17 protein-coding genes and 1 pseudogene are annotated in these 18,696 nt (G+C 63.8%); 11 read left to right on the forward strand and 7 right to left on the reverse strand.

Annotated features, from left to right (window positions below; all coding sequences use genetic code 11):
* Positions 1-7: 7 nt before the first annotated feature.
* Complete coding sequence (locus tag V7R84_RS14365; protein ID WP_338570247.1) at positions 8-559, reverse strand: dTDP-4-dehydrorhamnose 3,5-epimerase family protein; 552 nt, start codon at positions 557-559, stop codon at positions 8-10.
* Positions 560-590: 31 nt separating this feature from the next.
* Between V7R84_RS14365 and V7R84_RS14370 the strand changes: the two genes are divergently transcribed.
* Positions 591-1,736, forward strand: a complete 1,146-nt coding sequence (locus V7R84_RS14370; protein ID WP_338570249.1) for a transferase — start codon at positions 591-593, stop codon at positions 1,734-1,736.
* On the opposite strand, the gene V7R84_RS14375 is transcribed toward V7R84_RS14370, so the two are convergent.
* Positions 1,633-2,937: a glycosyltransferase gene (locus V7R84_RS14375; protein ID WP_338570251.1), complete on the reverse strand. Its 1,305-nt coding sequence runs from the start codon at positions 2,935-2,937 to the stop codon at positions 1,633-1,635. The two genes, V7R84_RS14370 and V7R84_RS14375, sit on opposite strands and share 104 nt — an antisense overlap.
* An 80-nt stretch (positions 2,938-3,017) precedes the next feature.
* Here V7R84_RS14375 and V7R84_RS14380 point away from each other — a divergent pair, with 80 nt between their 5' ends.
* Genes V7R84_RS14380 through V7R84_RS14390 form a run of 3 tightly spaced genes read left to right on the forward strand, consistent with a single transcriptional unit; the run spans position 3,018 to position 7,482 of the window.
* Complete coding sequence (locus V7R84_RS14380; RefSeq protein ID WP_338570254.1) at positions 3,018-5,174, forward strand: hypothetical protein; 2,157 nt, start codon at positions 3,018-3,020, stop codon at positions 5,172-5,174.
* Positions 5,171-6,031, forward strand: coding sequence for a beta-1,6-N-acetylglucosaminyltransferase (locus V7R84_RS14385; protein ID WP_338570257.1), 861 nt, complete (start codon positions 5,171-5,173; stop codon positions 6,029-6,031). The genes V7R84_RS14380 and V7R84_RS14385 overlap by 4 nt, the downstream gene beginning before the upstream one ends.
* The gene (locus V7R84_RS14390; protein WP_338570258.1) at positions 6,016-7,482 is read left to right on the forward strand and encodes a lipopolysaccharide biosynthesis protein; all 1,467 of its coding nucleotides are present in this window, start codon (positions 6,016-6,018) and stop codon (positions 7,480-7,482) included. Before V7R84_RS14385 ends, V7R84_RS14390 begins: the two co-directional genes overlap by 16 nt.
* Before the next feature lie 167 nt (positions 7,483-7,649).
* Here the strand turns inward: V7R84_RS14390 and V7R84_RS14395 are convergent.
* Positions 7,650-8,309 (reverse strand): annotated as a pseudogene (locus tag V7R84_RS14395) (glycosyltransferase family 2 protein); the annotation flags it as partial.
* A 500-nt stretch (positions 8,310-8,809) separates the two neighbouring features.
* On the opposite strand from V7R84_RS14395, the gene V7R84_RS14400 reads away from it, so the two are divergent.
* Positions 8,810-9,634 carry a family 16 glycosylhydrolase gene (locus V7R84_RS14400; RefSeq protein ID WP_338570260.1) on the forward strand — a complete coding sequence of 275 codons (825 nt, stop codon included), beginning with the start codon at positions 8,810-8,812 and terminating at the stop codon, positions 9,632-9,634.
* 60 nt (positions 9,635-9,694) lie between these two features.
* On the opposite strand, the gene V7R84_RS14405 is transcribed toward V7R84_RS14400, so the two are convergent.
* A complete protein-coding gene (locus tag V7R84_RS14405) occupies positions 9,695-10,051 on the reverse strand; it encodes a DUF2185 domain-containing protein (protein WP_338570263.1) in 357 nt (118 codons plus the stop codon).
* A gap of 489 nt (positions 10,052-10,540) precedes the next feature.
* On the opposite strand from V7R84_RS14405, the gene V7R84_RS14410 reads away from it, so the two are divergent.
* From V7R84_RS14410 to V7R84_RS14420, 3 genes are read left to right on the forward strand one after another with little or no spacing between them, the layout of a single operon-like run.
* Positions 10,541-11,512 carry a hypothetical protein gene (locus V7R84_RS14410; RefSeq protein WP_338570265.1) on the forward strand — a complete coding sequence of 324 codons (972 nt, stop codon included), beginning with the start codon at positions 10,541-10,543 and terminating at the stop codon, positions 11,510-11,512.
* Positions 11,502-11,852 carry a DUF6507 family protein gene (locus tag V7R84_RS14415; RefSeq protein WP_338570267.1) on the forward strand — a complete coding sequence of 117 codons (351 nt, stop codon included), beginning with the start codon at positions 11,502-11,504 and terminating at the stop codon, positions 11,850-11,852. Before V7R84_RS14410 ends, V7R84_RS14415 begins: the two co-directional genes overlap by 11 nt.
* Positions 11,849-13,108: a hypothetical protein gene (locus tag V7R84_RS14420; protein WP_338570269.1), complete on the forward strand. Its 1,260-nt coding sequence runs from the start codon at positions 11,849-11,851 to the stop codon at positions 13,106-13,108. The genes V7R84_RS14415 and V7R84_RS14420 overlap by 4 nt, the downstream gene beginning before the upstream one ends.
* Positions 13,109-13,452: 344 nt before the next feature.
* On the opposite strand, the gene V7R84_RS14425 is transcribed toward V7R84_RS14420, so the two are convergent.
* From V7R84_RS14425 to V7R84_RS14435, 3 genes are all read right to left on the reverse strand, one after another.
* A complete protein-coding gene (locus tag V7R84_RS14425; RefSeq protein ID WP_338570270.1) occupies positions 13,453-13,746 on the reverse strand; it encodes a hypothetical protein in 294 nt (97 codons plus the stop codon).
* Positions 13,747-13,798: 52 nt separating this feature from the next.
* Complete coding sequence (locus tag V7R84_RS14430) at positions 13,799-14,137, reverse strand: WXG100 family type VII secretion target (protein WP_338570273.1); 339 nt, start codon at positions 14,135-14,137, stop codon at positions 13,799-13,801.
* A 169-nt stretch (positions 14,138-14,306) separates the two neighbouring features.
* On the reverse strand, positions 14,307-15,902 hold the full coding sequence (locus V7R84_RS14435) for a hypothetical protein (RefSeq protein WP_338570275.1): 1,596 nt from the start codon (positions 15,900-15,902) through the stop codon (positions 14,307-14,309).
* 137 nt (positions 15,903-16,039) lie between these two features.
* Between V7R84_RS14435 and V7R84_RS14440 the strand changes: the two genes are divergently transcribed.
* Genes V7R84_RS14440 through V7R84_RS14450 form a run of 3 tightly spaced genes read left to right on the forward strand, consistent with a single transcriptional unit; the run spans position 16,040 to position 18,695 of the window.
* A complete protein-coding gene (locus tag V7R84_RS14440; protein ID WP_338570277.1) occupies positions 16,040-16,327 on the forward strand; it encodes a hypothetical protein in 288 nt (95 codons plus the stop codon).
* A complete protein-coding gene (locus V7R84_RS14445) occupies positions 16,324-17,619 on the forward strand; it encodes an EsaB/YukD family protein (protein WP_338570279.1) in 1,296 nt (431 codons plus the stop codon). Before V7R84_RS14440 ends, V7R84_RS14445 begins: the two co-directional genes overlap by 4 nt.
* Positions 17,616-18,695, forward strand: coding sequence for a hypothetical protein (locus tag V7R84_RS14450; RefSeq protein ID WP_338570281.1), 1,080 nt, complete (start codon positions 17,616-17,618; stop codon positions 18,693-18,695). Before V7R84_RS14445 ends, V7R84_RS14450 begins: the two co-directional genes overlap by 4 nt.
* Position 18,696: the final 1 nt, after the last annotated feature.

Raw genomic sequence — 18,696 nt, forward strand, 5'->3', positions numbered from 1 at the left:
TCGACGCTCAGCAGCTGCGGAGCCGGGCCACCAGGTCCGCCCAGGAAATCGCCGCGAGGTCGCGGTCGCTCACGATCGGGTCGCCGGGGTGCCACGCGATGCCCAGGTCCGGATCGTCGTACCGCACCGCGACGTCCTCAGCAGGGTCGTGAGGACGGTCGATCCGGTACTGCACATCCGCGGGGCCTCGCAGCACCTGAAAGCCGACGAGACACCCGGTCGGGACCCACAACACGACGAAGTCGTGGTCGTCGAGCATCAGCGAGACGTGGGAGCCGAAGGTCGAAGACCCGATGCGCGCATCCACCACGACGCCGAACACCGCACCGGCGGAGACCCGCATGAGCTTGGACTCGCCGTCGCCCAGCCTACCGTGAAGGCCTCGCAGCACACCGAGGGCCGACCGCGACTGGGAGTCCTGGGCGTGCTCGCCGAACACCACCCCGTGACGCGCACCAATGGCCGCATCGAAGGTCCTGGTGAACACACCCCGGTCGTCGCGATGCGGGCGGGGAGTAAACGTCACCACCCCGCTGATACCGGTTTCGCGTACCTCCATGCCCCCATCATGCCGAAGAAGGAGATCCGACATGGCTGAGTGCATCCTGTGCGGCTCCCGCGACGGCGTGATCGTGCTCGACCTCGGCGCCCAACCGTCGCCGCGTCACTGGCCGCTGCCCACCGACCCGCTCCCCGACCCCACCCACGCGTTGGCCATGCGGCTGTGCCGCGGCTGCGGGTTGGCACAGCTCGACGCCGACGACACCACCGAACCGGAAGTTCCGGTGCCAGAACCGCAGGCGGTCGTCGATCAGGCCCGCCAGGCGGTCGCGGACCTGGGACGGCTCGGTCACCTCGCCGGTCGGGCCACGGTCGTTGAGTTCGGTTCCCCGCACGGCGGCAGCTGGCTGCCGCTGCTCGACCTGACCCCAACCGACGGGCCCGCAGATCTTGTGGTCGACAGCTTCGGGTTGATGCACGAACGCGACCTGCCCGCCGTTCTCGCCCGCCACGCCGAGGCGCTGGCCGGCGACGGCCTGGCCGTTTTCCTCATCCAGCCGCTCGGCGACATCGTCGCGCAGCGCACCTGGACCGCGCTGCGTCACGGCCATCACGGCTATTTCACCCTCACGTCGCTGAGAACCGCGCTCGGCACGGTCGGTCTCACCCCCATCAGCGCGCTGCGCTACGACCTCTACGGCGGGGTCGCGGTGGTGCTCGCCAGCCGAGGCGGAGAACCCGACGCCGGTCTGTTGGCCGCCTACGACGACGAGGCCAGGCGGGGGCTGGCAACCCCGGAGGGGCTCGCCTGCCTGGCGGATGCGGTCTCGGCCTCGACGAACCAGCTGCGCTCCTATCTGGAGGGCCACCGCGCCGCGGGCACGCGTCTGTTCGCCTACGGTGCCGCGTCGAAGGCTGTCGCGGAACTGGCGATGGTGGGCGAGGCTGCCGGCGCGATCCTCGCGGTCGGCGACGCGTCACCGGCCAAGCAGGGACGGTGCATGCCCGGAAGTCGCGTGCCCGTGATCAGCCCGGCAGAACTCATCGCCGCCAACCCCGAAGAGGTGTTGCTCCTGCTGCCGGATCTCCACGACGAGCTGCTGGCCACGCACCCTCAGCTCACGGGACGGATCACGATGCTGGGGGTCGATGTCCCCCGGACATCCCCGTCCCTGAACGCCAGCGGTTGCGTACCTTTCCCAGACACGCCTGGGCGTAGCGGAAGGGACCGGTGAGAGCACTGCGCATCTCCAACGCCCCAAGCTCAGCGGTGTATCCCTGCGGAAGTCCAAATTCTGCGTCGGTGTCCTCCGGATTCGACGAGCCGCCCCGCGCTATCGTCCGCATCCTGGAGATCGCGCCCGGGACCTTGCCCACCGCCAGTCGCAGCAGCGATGGCGTGCACAGGATCTTCGTGAACCACGCCCCCATTCCGGTGCCGTATCCGCGGGCCTGGGCTTTGAGCGCGGGAAGGTCGGAGCGATGACGGTGCCACGTGATGGCCGAGGGTTCCACGCTGATGAAGTACCCGGCTGCGAGCATGCGCAGGTACATGTCGATGTCCTCTCCACCTTTGGTGGGCTGGCCAACCCCCAGGGTGACGTCGAATCCACCAAGGCGCTCGAAGGCCGTCCTGGTCAACGCGGTATTGGCCCCTGTGCCGTAGGCGCCCACCTGGAAGGGGAACAGCGGCAGCTCCGCAGGCGGCGAGGACAGCGAGTACACACAGGGTTTCCGCGCATCAGCCCAGGTCACACGCTGGTCAAACCACGCCTGAGTGCGAGTGCGGATCTCACCGCTGGGCACCAGCCCACACACCAACCCGACACGGGGATCGCGACCGAAACCGCGAGCGATTCCCGTCAACCAGTGGCGGTCCACCACCACGTCATCATCGATGAAAGCGACGTATTCGTGGGCGGCCACCTGCATCCCCCGATTGCGGCCATAGGAGAGCCCTGCAAGCGGCTCGTGGACGTAGCGCACCCGGGGATCGGGATGGCGCAGGGCCACGTCACGGGTCTCGGACGTGGACCCGGCGTTATCGACCACCACGACCTCGAAGTCCGGGTAGTCGCTAGCCAGGACGGAACCGACCGCCTCGCGAAGCAGCCCTCCCCGGTCGCGGGTGCAGATCACTACGCTGATCGGTGGCCGGAACGGTTCCGGTTCCGGGACGGCAGCCGGGAGTTCCTCGACGGCACGCCGAAGCTCGTCGACCCAAACCTGTCCCTCCGCGATGTCGACCGTGACAAAACCACGCACCGTCTGCCCCTCGCGCACCAGGAAACGGGCCCTGTGATAATCCGATCCACCGGCCAACTCAAGCCACGAATCCTTCGTTGCCGATGCCAGGTCGCTAAGATCAAGTTCGCCGATCCACACCGCGCCGGCCCACTCGGGGTTGTCGCTGCTGCGCATAGTTCGTTCCAGCATGACATGACCCTACCTGAGGACGGACGTTATCGACCGCCCATACAGCGCGACACCGCGCATGGCAACGAGGGGAATCCTAGATGAGTATCGACTCCTTGAAGGGTGAAGAAAAAGCCACCACCCCCGCGCGCATTTCCATCGTTCCCGACCCGGAGATGGAACCCGTCGCCATCACCTCGGCCGCCAAGGAGGACGAGGAGAAGCTGAACCGGTTCTGGGTAGCCCTGCTCGTGGCCTTCCTCGGAATGGTGGGTGTGTTGTTGACGATCACTGGCGGCAACGGCGGATTCCAAGGTCTGCTGGTGGCGATCCTGCTGCACACCGTTCCCGGCCTGGCTATTGCGGTGGTGTACCGGCTGCACGGTCTCGATCTCATCCTGTCGTGGTTCGTCGGCAGCCTCGCGGTACTGATCCTGTGTTCGTTGCCGATGGCGCTCACCAGCTTCTGGCATCCGCGTGTGATGGCCACGCTGATCCTGCTCGCCTCGACGGCGGTGGCCGTGTGGGTGGCGTGCAAACGCCCCCCGAGCCTGGAGGCGACGTGGATGCACCGGACGGGCCGAGCGATGATCGGACCGATCGGTCTGGCCACGGCAGGCTTCCTCGTCGCCGTGCTCGCCGCGGGCATACAGCCCCAGCCGCCGGCCCTCTACGGTGCTGCGCTGGCCGCCGGCCCACTGTGGTTCCTCGGACTGGGTGCCATCGTGTTCGCCGTGTGCTGGGCTTTCTCCAGCGTCGGTGGGCGCAGCTGGAGCATCGTGCTGCTGGCCACCGTCGTCCCCATGAGCCAGGCCCTGATGTACGGCACCCCGACGGTGCAGGTGGCGGCCCGTCACATCGGGTTGGTGAACCTGCTCATCACCCATGGGGGTCTGGACCGCGAAGCCGGGATCTACCAGGCCTACTCGGGTCTGTTCGCGTCCAGCGCACTGGTGCAGCAGGCCGCGGGCTGGCCGGACCTGATGATGTACGCCGCCGTGTTCGGGGCCGTCGGCGCGGGCGTGAACTGCCTGGCGGTCGCGCAGCTGGCGCGCTACTTCGTCGACGACGAACGCGCCTGGTGGGCGGGGCTGGTCTTCGCGCTCGGTTCCAGCCTGACCACCAGCTTCTACGCCCCCCAGGTCGCGGGTCTGGCCCTCGTCACGACCGCCACCACCGCGTTGCTGCGCAACAGCACGGGTCTGAAATGGCCGCGGGTCTGGGCGGCCCTGGCGCTTTCGATCGCAGTCGCCCCCACCCATCAGCTCAGTCCCTTCCTGGCGACGCTGATCTGCATCGCCTTGGTGGTGGTTCGGTTGATGAAGTTGTGGTGGTCGCCGGTAGTGCTCGTCGCCCCCGCCGTGATCTGGGCGCTGCTCAACCGCGGCGTGTTGAAGTCGTACGTGTCCCTCGACGAGATGTTCAACGTCATCGCGAACTTCAAAACCCCCTCCAGGCCGAGTTCCAGCGCCCTCACCGCGGACCTCGTCAACCGGATCACGTTCTGGGTGCCGTCCATCGCGCTCGTGTGCATCGGCATCGCCGCGCTCGTCGCCCTCATCCGCTTCCACAACCGCATGACCTTGGGGCTCGCGCTGGCCGCAGCGAGTCCGGTTGCTCTGTTTGCCGCGAACTCCTACGGCTCGGAGGGCATCTTCAGGGTTTCGTTGTTCTGTCTTCCGTGGCTCGCGATCATCGGGTCAATCAACCTGCCTCGAACGGGCCGGCGGTTCTGGACGGTTCCGTGGCATCCGGTCCGCAACGCCGGTGTGGTCGCCCTGACAGCGGTGTTCGTCATCGGAACCACCGGGATGGACTACACACGCGTGATCAACCCCGAAAACGTGAAGGCCGTGGCCTGGGTGGAGGAACACGTCACCGACGAAACCAAGGTGTTCGCTCTCGGCACCACACTGGCCGAACCGGTGCTCATCTCGGGCAAGGACACGTTCTACATTTCCCGGGAATTGCTGCTGCGCGACGAGACCACCGAAATCTATCCTGCGAAAACCGGCGCCGATTACGACCCCCAGGCAGACCTGGAGATGCTCATGCAGCACTGGATGAAAGCGCGGGCAAAGGTACGCTACGTGCTGGCGAGCGAACGAATGAAGGCCTTCGACGAACGCTACGGCCAGCAACTCGCCTCCGACCAGACCCGACTCGAACAGGCGCTCCAGGCAACCCCGGGGGTCACCGTCGCATACCAGGGGGATGGGGTCACGGTGTACGAACTTCCGGAGGGCAACGGCTCATGAGCGTCGCAGTCGTCATCCTCGCCCATGACAAACCCGGACACCTTCACCGGCTCGTGAAAGCGTTGGATGGGCTTCCCATCTTCCTCCACGTCGATGCCGGCACCTCTCCCGAGATGCACCACGAGATGACGGATGGACTCCCCCAGCGGGTGCGTCTGCTGCCACGTGTTTCCTCTGGCTGGGCCAGTTTCGGACTGGTGGAGGCCGAGCTCACCGGTTACCGGGCGGCATGCAGTGAACCGGAGATCCAGCACGTCGTGTTGATGACGGGGGCGGACTATCCGCTGGTGGACGCGCAAACGCTCGCAAAACGCTTGTCCCGCTCCTTCCGGGACCGGTCATGGGTCGATGTGCAGCCGCTACCGATCGCCGATTGGGGGGTGATGCGTGGTTACGACCGTTTCGTTTTCCGCAATCGGCCCGAGAATCGACGACGGGTCTGGTCTCCGCTTCCGCGACGTTGGCCCCGGAGACTCCGTCCCGCAGGTGGGTCGCAGCTCAAGGTGCTTGCCCGCCACCACGCTGAGCTACTGCTGGGAATCATCGATTCCAGACCGGACATCGTCGACTATTTCAGGACCGTGTGGGTTCCCGACGAAACCATGATCCCCACCCTGTTGGCTTCTCCCGAGTTCGGCGCCGAAAGGGATTCCTACCATCACGATGGGAACGCCTGGTACATCGATTGGGGCAGACGTCCCAGCCCCAACCCGCGGTGGCTGGACGAAACCGACCTTCCGGCGTTGCGCGCTGCCCGCACCCGGGAGGTCGCACCCGCCCTGTTCGCCCGCAAATTCCGTGAGGACTCCACCGCCCTGCTGGACCGGATCGAGCAGGACCTGTGGCCGCTGCCATGACCCCGGAAGGAACGACCACGCCCCCGGAGCCCCCGGAGGAAACGACCAAGGTCGCGGGCAGGGGAGGCACCTCCGACCTGTTCGGTCGGGGAATGCTCTACGTCGTGATCTGGTCCATGCAGATGGTCGTGGCGACGGTGGTGTCCCCCGTGCTCACCCACGTCCTGCCGGTGGCGGCATTCGGGTCGTTGTCGGCGGCCATCGCGCTCTACCAGCTGTTGATCGTCCTCACCGTGCTCGGGTTGGACCAGGCGTTGGAGATGCAGCGGGTGGAGGACGCCGACCCAGCCCGCGCCCGAGGACTACTGGCCGCCGGGTTGGCCATCGACGTGCTCATCGTCGGAGGCATCGCGTTACTGTCGCCGCTGTGGGCGCCCGCGCTGGGGTTCTCCAGCTACACGCTGGTGCTCATCACGCTGGGCTGGACCGCCCCTGGCGTGGGGGTGATGCTGTCGTTGTCGCTGCTGCAGGCCGAGGACCGGTTCGCACGGTTCGCCACTGTGTCGTTGATCTCGACGGTGGGTGGTCTGCTGCTCGGTCTGGTGCTGCTGTTCACCTGGGAGCGCACCGCGGAAGTGTACGCGCTGGGCGGGATCATCGGGCAGGTAGTCGCGCTCACGCTGGGGCTGGTGTGGACCAGGCCGCGGCTGGCGGGGCTGTTCGACAAGGAGACGTTGCGTCGCGGACTGCGTCTTGGGATTCCGCTGGCCCTCGCCGGTTTGTCGACTTTCCTGCTCACCGCCGGGGACCGGTTCATCATCCAACGCATGCTGGGCGAGGTGCAGGTGGCGCGCTACCAGGTGGCGTTCACCATCGGCAATGTCGTCACGCTCATGCTGACATTCACCAACCGCGCCTGGTTGCCGCGCCTGAAGAACGTCGTCGACGACGCCCAGCGGTGGCGGGTGATCGCAACCTCCCGGGACGGAGTGTTCTCGCTGGTGGCGTGGGCGGTGCTCGGCGTCACCGTCTCGGCCCCTACGCTGTTGCAGATCTTCGCTCCTGACACCTACGCGCAGGAGGACCTGGTCTCGGTGGTCGCGTTGATCGGGTTGGCCGCTTTCCCGGTCGCGGCGGCGGCGGCGAGCAGCCAGATGCTCATCACGATCCGCTGGTCGGTGCCCTTGGCGTGGGCCTCGGTGGTGGCCGTGGTGGTCAAGATCGCTGCGACCTTCGCGCTCATCGTGCCGTTCGGGCTCGATGGCACGGCAGCCGCGACTTTCCTGGCGTTGTTCTCACAGGCGGTGGTGCTGCGGTTCGCGGTGACGCGACGTCACGCCCCGGTCCGGGTTGCCTGGCCGGTGGTGGCGCTGATCGTCGTCGCAGTGGTGGGCTGTGTCGCATCGATCCTGGCCCCGCAGGAGCCGGTCTGGAGGATCGGTCGGTTCGCGTTCTCTTGCTGCTGTTTGGTGCCGTTCTTCCTAGGTTTGCGACGCCTCCAAACGGCCTGACCCCGAGCTCCCCTCCTGCCCCACAACCACTGCCGCACCGCCCAGGCACGCCAGGAGACGCGAGCCGTCGCGGGGCTGAGGTGACGCAGGACAGTCGGGATCTCGTAGCGGGGGTTGTTCGCGACCTGTTTGAAGAACCGGATGTGTTCGCCGAGTTGCTGCCGGTTATGGCTGTTGGAGAACGACTCCGTCCACATGCGGAATGAAGCGTGCGCCTCGGGCTGGCCGATCATGTCGCCGCGGGTGAGGATCCGCAGCCAGGCGTCGATGTCCATGGCGAACACGATCGCGCCGTCGAACCCGCCGATGGCGTCGTAGTCCCTGCGGCGGAACATCACGCAGGCAGGTTCTCCGACCGGGTTGATCCCGAATCGAACCGCCGTCCTGGCGACCTCGGAGACACCGTGGCGGCCCAACAAACCCGGCAGGCCCGCGTTGCGGTTGAGAACGTCGCCATTACCGTCGATGAAGTCGCGGCGGCACGCGACGAGGGCGACCGTCGGATCCTCCAGGAGCGCGGCCTGGGAAGCGAGACAGTCCGGGCTGATGAGATCGTCGGCACACACCACCTTGATCAGCTCCCCACGGGCCTGCCCGACGGTTGCGCGCCAGTTGGCCGGCAGCGGAAGGGTTCCTTCGGAGCGGATGTATCGGATGCGCGGGTCGTCGAACCCTGCGACCACGCCACTGGTGCCGTCGGTCGAGCCGTTGTCCCGGATCACCACCTCAAAGTCAGCATTCTCGCTCGCCAGCACCGACCGCAGGGTCGCCGCCAGGGTTGGTGCGCCCTGGTAGACCGGGATACAAACGGAAATGTGCGGTCTCATCAGCTTCTCACCGGGCTCTCAAGAACCTGCGGGTGCCCTACCGACCCCCCGACCCGCTCGTTACTTGAATCGTAGCGTGTCGCTCCCGCCCGGTGGGGTCGCACACGCTTGTGGAGTCACTAGGGGTTGGGTGAAGCACGATCACCCGTTAGGGTTTTCCCGTACCGTTAAGGAGAGGGACCTTGATACCAAACCGAATAACTCGACCCCTGATGGCTCTGGGCCTCGCGGCCGCGACGATCACAGGAGGGTTGTTCTTACAACCCCACGGCTCCACCCAGGATGTGACCGCGAACCCGGCTTCTCTCCGTTCAAGCAGGGTCACTCCGAAGGCAGCATCACCCACCCCGAGCGGGCTCGTCGGCGCACAGGCAACAGCTACGCCGGCATCGGAAATCACGAGCAGCGACAGCACGCCCACGGCGAGCGAGTCAGCAACCACCGAGTCATCATCAACCGGAGCTCCCACGTCGTCGGCGAGTGAAACACCGACTGCAACGATGTCCTCCGTGTCGCGGGGTTCAGGCGATCGTTCGCCCCTGAACACCCCGGTCGCGTCCCACCAGTCCTCGGCAGCCGGGTCTGCAACGCCGCAGCAGGTCTCCGAGGGATGGTCCGGCCAGAGCCGCTCCGATGCCGAGATCAACGGGTGGAACATCGACTATTTCGAGGGCTTCGATGCATCCCTCGAGGAGCTGGGCTGGGAGCCTTACGGCTGGGGCGAACCCGAGGTGGGGCACGGCGCCATGGGGGTGATGTCCGACAACAACACGTTCGTGCGCAACGGGGAGCTGATCGTGCGCACCGAGTACAAGGACGGCAAATGGTACGCCGGGGGCACCAGCACCGCGAAGGCTTTCTCGGCCTCGCGTGGCCGCTGGGAGGTTCGCGCGAAGTTCCCGAAGTCCAAGGGCATCGGCTATGTCTTCCTGTTGTGGCCGAAGAACAAGACCTGGCCCCCGGAGATCGACTTCGCCGAGGGGCGAGTCAACGGACCCGAGATCATGGGCACCTACCACTGGGATTCCGACGACAAGCAGGACCACAAATTCGTCGACCACGAGGACATGACCGGCTGGCACACCTACGGCGCGATCGTGGAGCAGGATCACATCATCTTCACCCTTGACGGCAAGGAGTGGGGTCGGATCGATCAGCCGAACGTCACCGACACGCAGATGTGGTTCGGGGTGCAGACCGGAGCGATGGATCCCAACGGCAAGCAGAGCCACACCGAGACCGTCGACGGCGGCGTTCCGGGGGATCTCACCCCGCAGGTATCCGACATCCAGATCGACTACGTGGCTCACTACACCAGGAGCTAGGAGCTGACGCAGAAAAGAGGCGCTGTGCGTCCGACCGGTGGTCGGGCACACAGCGTCTCGTCACTTCGCACGCTGGGACGGGGGAACGTAGAGGTTCTCGACCGGGATTTCGCAGCCCGTGGGGGTGTCGACGATCCGGATGCCCAACTCGTCACGCACGATCTGCAGGTCGGAGCCGACGGGTAGGTCCCAGATGCCGATGAGGGCGGGTTCGATGGTGCACAGGTCGTTGAAGTCGACGATCTGCCAGTTCGACGGGTCGTTGAGGTATTCGGAGGTGTCGATGTGACTCATGATCTGCCAGCCGTTGTCGGCGGGCACCTTCGACGGCCCCCGGACCATCCAGCGCACCAGGCCCTTTTCTTCGATGACGTTGCGGGTGGCCAGGCAGGCTCCTGCCTCAGGAATGAACTCCATTGTCTCAGTCCTTTCGTGGTATCGGACGCTTTCAGCCTAACGACGCTCGCCCCGCTGCTCCGTTAATTCGTGGAACCACAGGCCGAGCTTGACCGATTGACGACCCATCTTCGTCGGATGGGGTGACCCGGGTGTCGGGTTAAGCTGACGAGCATCCGAGCAGGAAGGTTCGACATGGAACTCAACGGCGCGGCTTTCTCGTTCGAGGTGCCGGAGACATGGGAAGTCGTCCCAGCAGAAGGGATGGTGGTGGCGAGCGCCCCTCCCGACTATCTGGGTTTCCGACCGACGATTGTGCTCCGTGAATCCCGGATCGACAGTCCCGTCCCCACCACCCTCGCATCCGTTTCCCAGTTGGCTCTCCGCACCATACCCCAAGAGCTGCCCGGCGCCTACGTCGTGAACGTGGCAGCCATTCCCGACGGCAACGCGACCCCGGGTCCCCGGGAGAGGCGACGCATCTGGACGCTGGCTCCCATGAAACCACCTATGGATGAACTTCTGGGGCTGGTTTTGATCCAAGATTTTATGGTGGCGGGCAATGCCATCGCCGAACTGACGCTCACCCTTCCCGTGGTCGCCTGGCAATCCAACGGCTCCTTCGAACAGATCCTCGATTCACTGCGCCCCTTGGAGCATGGAATGCTACCCCAGACGACAGCCCAGGTCCCGGAGGCCGTGCTCGACCAGTGGGCCACCGCGCGAGACGGCGTCCCTCGCGAAGACGTGACGGTGCAGGGTCACCTCCCTCCCGTCCTGCTGAGCAACACCTGCAATTTGTCTCCCGGCGCACTGACCGAACTAAGGTCTCTATCCTCGGCCGGTTTCTTCGGGAGACGGGTAAGGAACCCGCTTCCCCGCGAGGAGCTACGAGATGCTGGTTTTATCGATGATCGAGGTAGCCCCACAGAGCTGGGCGAGACGGTTTTGAATATGCTCAATCATGGGAACCATTGGATCTTGGAGAATGCTGGACCAGTAGAAAAAGCTCGCAGCGTGGAGGGATGGGGAGTCGAGGAAGCCATCCTCATCTTCATCGGCCCATCTACGAACGAACCGAACAACGGGAAAGGAATTCTTGGGTACTGCGCTACCGATGATTTGGCCCGCATTCTACTGATGTGGTCAGGCACCCAACCGAGTTGGCAGATGTCGTTCACTCTTCCCGAGATTAGCCTCAAAGAAATGATGGGACGCCTGATTGACCACCCCTTCCCAGGACATCTTGAAGGCGATGCTGCAGAATTTTCCGTCGAACGTTGGCAGCAGTTCAGTTTCACAGATGCCGCCGGCGAAAAAGGTATTACATGGATCACGACACCATCTCGAGGTTCTGCATTGTGCGATCGAGGTTCGCAACGAGATGGAGTGAAGATCAGTTCCCCAAACAATCAGCCGCTGTGGGCATATCTGGCAATGACGGCAATGACAATCAATTTTGGAGAAACCAGTGAAATATAGTGTTGACCCTGGATCATGCGAAGCAATTTTCAACCAAGTGGAAGGTTATGTCAGCGACGCCAGTTCCGCGCACACCTCAGTATCAGGAGATATCGACAGCCTCGGCTCAGCCTGCTCAACTGGCTTGGCTGCCCCAATCGCTTCAGCCCTCAATCAGGCTTACAATTTTTCGTTGACGACTCCCATGACGACAGCCGAGCAGCAGACTACTAATGCAGTTGCCGGAGGCAGAGGCGCGGTCTCTGCCATACAGCGAGGGGATGAAGAGATGACGAACAATTCTGAGACAGCCGCCAACGAAGTCGATGAAGTCACCATACAAGACGGGAAGCAAGCATGACCATCGACACCTCAAAACTGGAAAACTGGGCCGACACCAGCACTTTGGACAGCAAGGCCGGAAATCTCAAGAGCCACGGAACCGACTTCAAGAACGCCATCGACAACGCAAAGAGCTCTTGGCAGGGCCTAAGCAGCTGCTATCACAGTCCTCACGCAGATCTGCTCTATTCTTCATTGGATGTACCCGCCACCGCCGCCCAGGATACAGCGACCGGAGCAAATACCATTGCCACGGCCATCACAAATTTTACCAATACTGTTCGCCCCTTGGAGACCGAGCGCACCAACCTGCTGTCAAAAATCTCCTCCTTTGAAGCGTCAAGCGTGTGCTATGAACCTGGGAGTACCGAGCAAATCAAGCAAAGCAAGAAGATCGTTGAGCTGCAAAATGAAGTGGACAATTTGGCCAGCAGGTACACCAGCGCGGTTGACACCTGCGTCCAGGCTTTGGGGAGTATAAAAGCAGACGGAACTCAAGGAAATCCCACAGCAGACGGCTGGCTAAATCTCCTCAGAGACAGCGCATTGTCAGCATCAGGCACGGTCGCCGAAGCGTTCAAGGTTCAGATCACTCGCTACCGCATCAGAGGAGTTGTCAGGTTCTTCAAAATAGATTTCAAGACCCCTTGGATTCCATCCCAAATTTCCAAAGATTACTATTTCAAACTTTTTGAAAAAGGAGATTTCAAGGGAGTCTGGCGAGGAACACGAGGGTTCAAAGAAACTTTCAAAGCGAACCTCAAGTCGAGTTTGCTCGGCCCCGCAAAGGGGAAGTACGGGGCATGGTCCGCACCCAGCGGCGGCCCCAAGGGCAATTGGTTCGGCTTGGGGAAAGAAACGGCAAGCAAAGTAAAGTACGGGGTCTCTGGGGCTGGCCGTGCCGCAGGACGGGGCCTCTTCGTTGTGGGGGCTGCCTTGACGTATACAGGCGAGTACAGTGCTGCGCAAAACCGGCTCAAGGCAGAACATCCCGAACTTTCTTCATCGCAACGCAACCTCAAAGCCGTTGAGAGTTCAGCGGTCAGAGGAACTGCGCAGATAGGCACGTCTGTTGCTGCAGGTGCAGCCGCTGGCTCGCTCTTCTGCCCTGGGGTCGGCACCGCGGTTGGTGTCGCCGTCGGTGCCGCCATGATGATTCCGACTGGAGACGGCAAGAATGTCGGCGATCGGATCGGCGACGGAGCGGAAGCAGTCTGGGGTGGAGCCAAGAAGGCTGGATCAGGCATCAAGAACGCTTTCAAGAAGATCTTCTGATTCCCTCCTCCACGAGAAGGTGGGGTCGGCAAGCTGACTTGCTCGCTGACCCCATCTTTCTTTCTGTTTTCACGCCTCAGGAGAGTTTTCAGACGACCACACCACCCTGCTGGCAGAGCATGGACCACGAACGATCTTTTGACTCAGCGCAATGAGGCATTCGCGCCATCATTCTTGACCACGTTCCAGCCAAGGGGAGGGCGTACACCTCCTGTAACCGAGCGACAATGAACCGGGTCCCCGACACTCACGGTCGGGGACCCGGCGGGCTTCTTCAGCACCATCCTCATAAGACGCTCTGCGGGAGCAGCTTCCCTTTCCGGGAAGCCCGTTTCAGCATGTGCTCAGCAAATGTTGTCGACACACCTCTGGGCATTGCTCACGGTGGTGGTGGCGGTGTCGTCATTTAGGTTCAGCACCTTTCTCACCAGGGCAATCATGTCCGCGACGGCGGTGCCAGCCGACCCAAACCTGGATTCGATGGCGGCGTAGCTGTCCGACACTCCAGTGGCGGTGAAGTCGTTCTGGAACGAAGCAACGTCACTGTCGTGCCCTGTCAAAACCGACATCAGCTCGTTGCAGATATTGTTGATGTTTCCCTGAACCTCTGCGGACACTCCTGTGTCATATGCGACCATACCAGTAGGCATATAAAACTCCTGTTCTCAAATAATTCTGAAGCGACCGCGGTCAGGCTGCTCCGCCGCGGAAGTTCGCCGTGGCGTAATCGGCGGAACCGGCAGTCGTCTGCGCATTGGTCACCATCTCGTCGGTTCCGGCATCGAACGACCGCTGAACACCTGCCTGCCCCTCGCTGATGGAGGCCATGGCGTTGTCCAGATCATTCGCGTACTGCACGGAATTCGCGTGGAATTCTTGGAATTTCACCGCAGCATCACCCTGAAACTTTCCCTCTAGGGGGGCAATAGCATCGGAAAGCTGAAGAACCAGCGCCCCGATATTGGCCTGCGATTCGTTCGTCTGCTTGTTCAACGTCGGCAACGCGTCATCAGTCATGCTGAACTGCACGAAAACACCATCCTCTCGAAAACAAATGAACCAACACTTTGCTACGCGCCGCCCCCCACCAGCACGAACATGACCACCCTAACCCCACAGTGGGTCACGTCCTCGACGTATGAAAACAAGACCGGTCCACCACAACGTTGTCCTGGTCTTTTCCAGCGCAGTACATCCACTAGCGATATCCGTCGATGACGGCAGCCGCCACCTCGGCCCACGCCTCCCTTGTACGGGGATGGACCCGTGCCAGATTGATGCGATCACCGTCGGCAACAGCGGGATCGTTTGGAACCACGAATACCTGCCTGCTGTGAGAGGCCAGGTGCTCCCGCACCGTGTCCTTCTGCACCCGCGTCGAAACCCCGTCCTTGTCGGTGAGAACGACGATCGCTTCCTGCGCCAACCTCGCATAGCCGTGCTGCGCCAACCATTCGAGGCTGCTGGAGGCCCGTTTCGCACCGGACACTGCATAGCCGGCCGCGATCACCACGTTGTCAGCTTTCGCGAGGATGCCCTTCATGGCGTTGTGGGTCACGCCGGTGCCACAGTCAGTGAGAATCACGGAGAAGAAGTGCCGCACCAGATCGTGAACCCTCACGTACCCCTCGGCCGTGAGGCTGTCTGAGATCGCCGGATCTTGCTCACCCGCCAGGACGTGCAGCCGGTCGATCTGCATGATGTAGCTGGATAAATCTGTCCACGTTCGAACCTGGGTAATGTCGCGAACTAGATCAGTGATGCTGTGCGGGTGGATACGCAGCAACTCCTCCTCGCCGAGCAGGCGCTCGGCGAGATCGCCGGAGTCCGGGTTCGCGTCGATGGCGATGGGTGGTGCCCCGCGCATCTGCGCGAGCATCAGTCCCACTCCGGCGGTCGTCGACGTCTTGCCGATGCCGCCCTTGAACGAGAGGAAAGCTGTGCTGTAGGGGCGCGTTAAGGTCCGGGAAATTCTCGCCTCCCGCTCCGACAGACGCAGCTGCTCCTGGCTAGGTCCCAGGTTCACGCGACCCGCGGTCAGCCGGTACATCGCTCCGCGGAATCCGTTCCGCGGAACCGCTTTCGGTGGCTGCACGAACAACACGGGCGAACCGGACGCTGCCGGATCGGTCTGCATTTCTGGCCTGCCCGATGACAGGGGCGGGATGGGCGCACCCGGCGCGACCTGCAGGGGAGGCGGTGCATTCACGGGCGCCGGGGTGCCCTGGCCTCCCATCGACGCAGGCATCTGCTGCCGCACCATGGTGGTCGGTTCCAGGAAGTCGGTGGCCTGGACGTTCTGTTTCGTTCCCGTCGGTGCGGTGGGGTGCATCGTTTTCCTGGAGGCAACGCTCCTGATCGTGTTTTCACCCCCATCGCCTCGAGGAGAGGTTGCATGACGCGGTACCGGTTCCTCCCGTGTCCCGGGTAGCTCCGGCGGGTCCCAGCCGATGCCGGGATCGGCTGGCGCCGGGGGCATGGAGGAAGCCGGAACGGCAGAAGGCACGTCGATCACGGGTGGGGGAGGTACCGGTTGAGCCACATCCTCAGGGGCAGCCGGCGGGGTGGCCACGGCCTGGCCGTCGGAATCCACTGTGAACCACGCCACCTGACTGCCCTGGGTCTCGTCGATACCACGGGCCAGCACCGGCTTGCCCATCTGCCGGGCGATACCAGCCAAGTGCTGGAACACCGACGAGTAGACGTTGGTTGGCACCACCATCTCTACAGGAACCCCGTTGACGGTTGCCTCACGCGACCCCCTGATCACCACGTTCCAGTAGGGCGACTTCATGGGTCTCCTTCCTGTTGGAAGCAGGGTTTCACCAGACCCTGGGATGGTCCATGCAGTGACTAGGCTAACCCCTGCACGAGGTGAGCCCAATCCCTCGGGCAGACCGCACACGCCCCGTCACGAGAAAGAAGACGCGATTGCCATACGCATATGACGACCAGCTCATCGACGCCGTCGCGGTGCGTCGCAAGCGCCTTCTCGCCGGTTTCCTGTTCGGGATGAAACGTACCCGCCGTATCTGGCACGACCGGTTGAGCACCTTCGCCATCAGCATGATCATGGCCGTCGTCATCTGTGCAGTGTGCGTGGGCGTCTCCTTCGTCTCGTCCATTCTCCGGGCCGAGGCACTGAAACAGCAACAACAGCAACAGCGCTATGGACCAGTGAGCACCACGCCCGCACCCACCCCCGCGAAGACATCATGACCGCCGACCCGTTCCTCCGGATCAGCGTTCTGGGCAGCACCCACAACGCCGACCTCGTCGTTCCCTCCGACCAGCCCGCCACGACCCTGCTTCCCCAGTTCCTCGGCTTGCTCGGCGAACCCCACGGTCCTCAGGGCACCTATACGCTCACCACCGCGCTGGGTGAACCCATTGATCTGCACCGCCCGATGGGCGAGGTCGGGCTCGTCGATGGCGCCGTGCTCCGATTGTCGCAGGAAACGGAGACGCCCCCGGTACCTGTCGTCTCGGATCTCGTCGACGCGACCGCCGAGCACGAGGCTTCGGGTCTGTGGGCCAATGCCTCCCGCGGTTGGGTGTTGAGCGTCTGCTCAGCCTTGATGACGGTCGTGGCGCTCGTCTTTCTCCTGCTACTGCGGGGACCCGACGCCCTGGACGTCGGTATCGGGGCGACTGGCCTCTACGTGGTGAGCATGCTGTGCAGGATCCTGCGCAAGGACCTGGCCTGGGCGTACTTCATCGCAGGCGGTGTGGTCGGGATCTGGTGGGCATGGCTCCAGCTCATGACAGGAACCTCGCCGTTGACGGTCCTGCTGATCCTGCTGGTCGCCCAGCTCATCTCCCTGTTGGTCCATACCCGGCAGCGCTTCGCCTACGCGATCGGCTTGGCCGTGCTCGCGGTCAGTACCGGAGCATGGTGGTTGATCCATTTTCTGGTCGTCGATCCGGTCAGGGCGGGCGCTATCACAGCGACGCTCGCTCTCCTGCTGCTCGGCCTTGCCCCGCGGCTCGCGCTCAGCATCGCGGGGGTGTTCAAGGCCGACGACGCCGTCGGACACGGCGCCAGCATGGCGTTGAGCGAGGTCGTAAGCCGCTTGAACCGTGCCCACCAGGTGCTGTCAGTGGCCGTGGTGCTGCTCGCGGGGTTGTGGACGCTGGGGATTCTCCCGGTGGCCGGAACCGCCATCGGCAACGTGTGGGCCCTCGCGATGACCGCGTCGCTGGTCGTGGCGTGGACGCTGCGAGGACGCCACTTCCCCCTGACCACGGAGCGGACAGCGATCTACGTGGCCGCACTCATCGCGACCAGCGCCGTCGCATGGTCTCAGCGGACAACGCCCTGGGCTCCCATTGCGGCAGCGGCGTTGGCGTTGTTTCTCGCCGTCATGTTGTTCGTGCGCACCTCGGATCTCGCTGCCGCCCAGCTGCGAAGGATCGCGACCTGGGTCGAAACCGCGGCGGTGATCCTCACCGTCCCAGTTCTGGTCGGCATGTTCGACCTGTACACCCAACTTTTGGGGAGTTTCCAGTGAGCGAACCAGCAGGACTTCCAGGTCTCACCCCGCCCGGTCGCCGTCCGGCCCGGGAGGCCCCCCCTCAGCAGCAGTGGAGTGGGCAGAAACCACGGCGCCTGCAACTGGAGGAGCCCGCGACCAGACCGAATCGGTTGCCTGTGATGGGAATGCCGCGTCCGGGTCGGCTGACCTTCGACCCCGAACGACAAACACAGATTCCGGTTCCGTATCCCCAGCCCACCCCTCAGGACCACGAAGCGCCGCCGGTCCCGGGAATTCGCAGCCATCCCGACTACACCCGTCTTTCAAAACGTCACGCCATTCCCGGGTGGCGTCGGTTCTTCTCCTGGTTCGCCCGTATCTTCCGCAGCGATGACGTCGCATCCAGGGTGGTGCGCGCCTCTGCCGGGGCCCAGCGTCCGGTCACCACCGGACGGCGCATCGTCGTGGTCGGCGCCAGCGGTGGGACGGGAACCACCAGCGTCACAGTCGGGTTGGCCCGCACCCTGGCTGCGGTACGCAACGCCCCGGTGGCTGTGGTGGCCACGGGAAGCAGCGACGATCTGGAGTCACGCCTGGACACCGGTCCGATTCCCAAGGCGTCCTCGGATCTACCGGCCGGCAGTTTCGCCGACCAAATGTCGGTCATGACCGAAAGTGGCCGCCTCGCCGTCATCCGACCCCACAAAAACGCAGCTGCAACGGCTCGGGGTCTCGCCCGGTTCTTCGCCGTGACGGTCATCGACGCCGGCCAGCACCCGCCCGCACAGCTCGCATCCGAGGCTCACGCGATCGTGATCGTCGCCTCGGCGAGTGCCACAGGAACCACCGCCGCCACGAGAACCGTCGCCGAGCTGCGGAACACAGGGGTGAAACCTGACGCCATCCTGGCGGTGCTGGTGCCGCGCCGGCCCGGGAACGATCCCGCCCCCCACGCGAAACGACTCCGCGACTCCGGTATTCCCACCTTCGTCGTTCCCCACGACCGGCACGTCGCAGGCGGAGCCGCCCTGCACCTGAGACTGGCGGCCGAGAACACGCAGGTGGTCCTTGGGGAACTGGCCGCTGCAACGATGGCATCGTCCGGTAGGTGAT

It is taken from the genome of Arachnia propionica, from assembly GCF_037055325.1.
Classification (GTDB): Bacteria; Actinomycetota; Actinomycetes; order Propionibacteriales; family Propionibacteriaceae; genus Arachnia.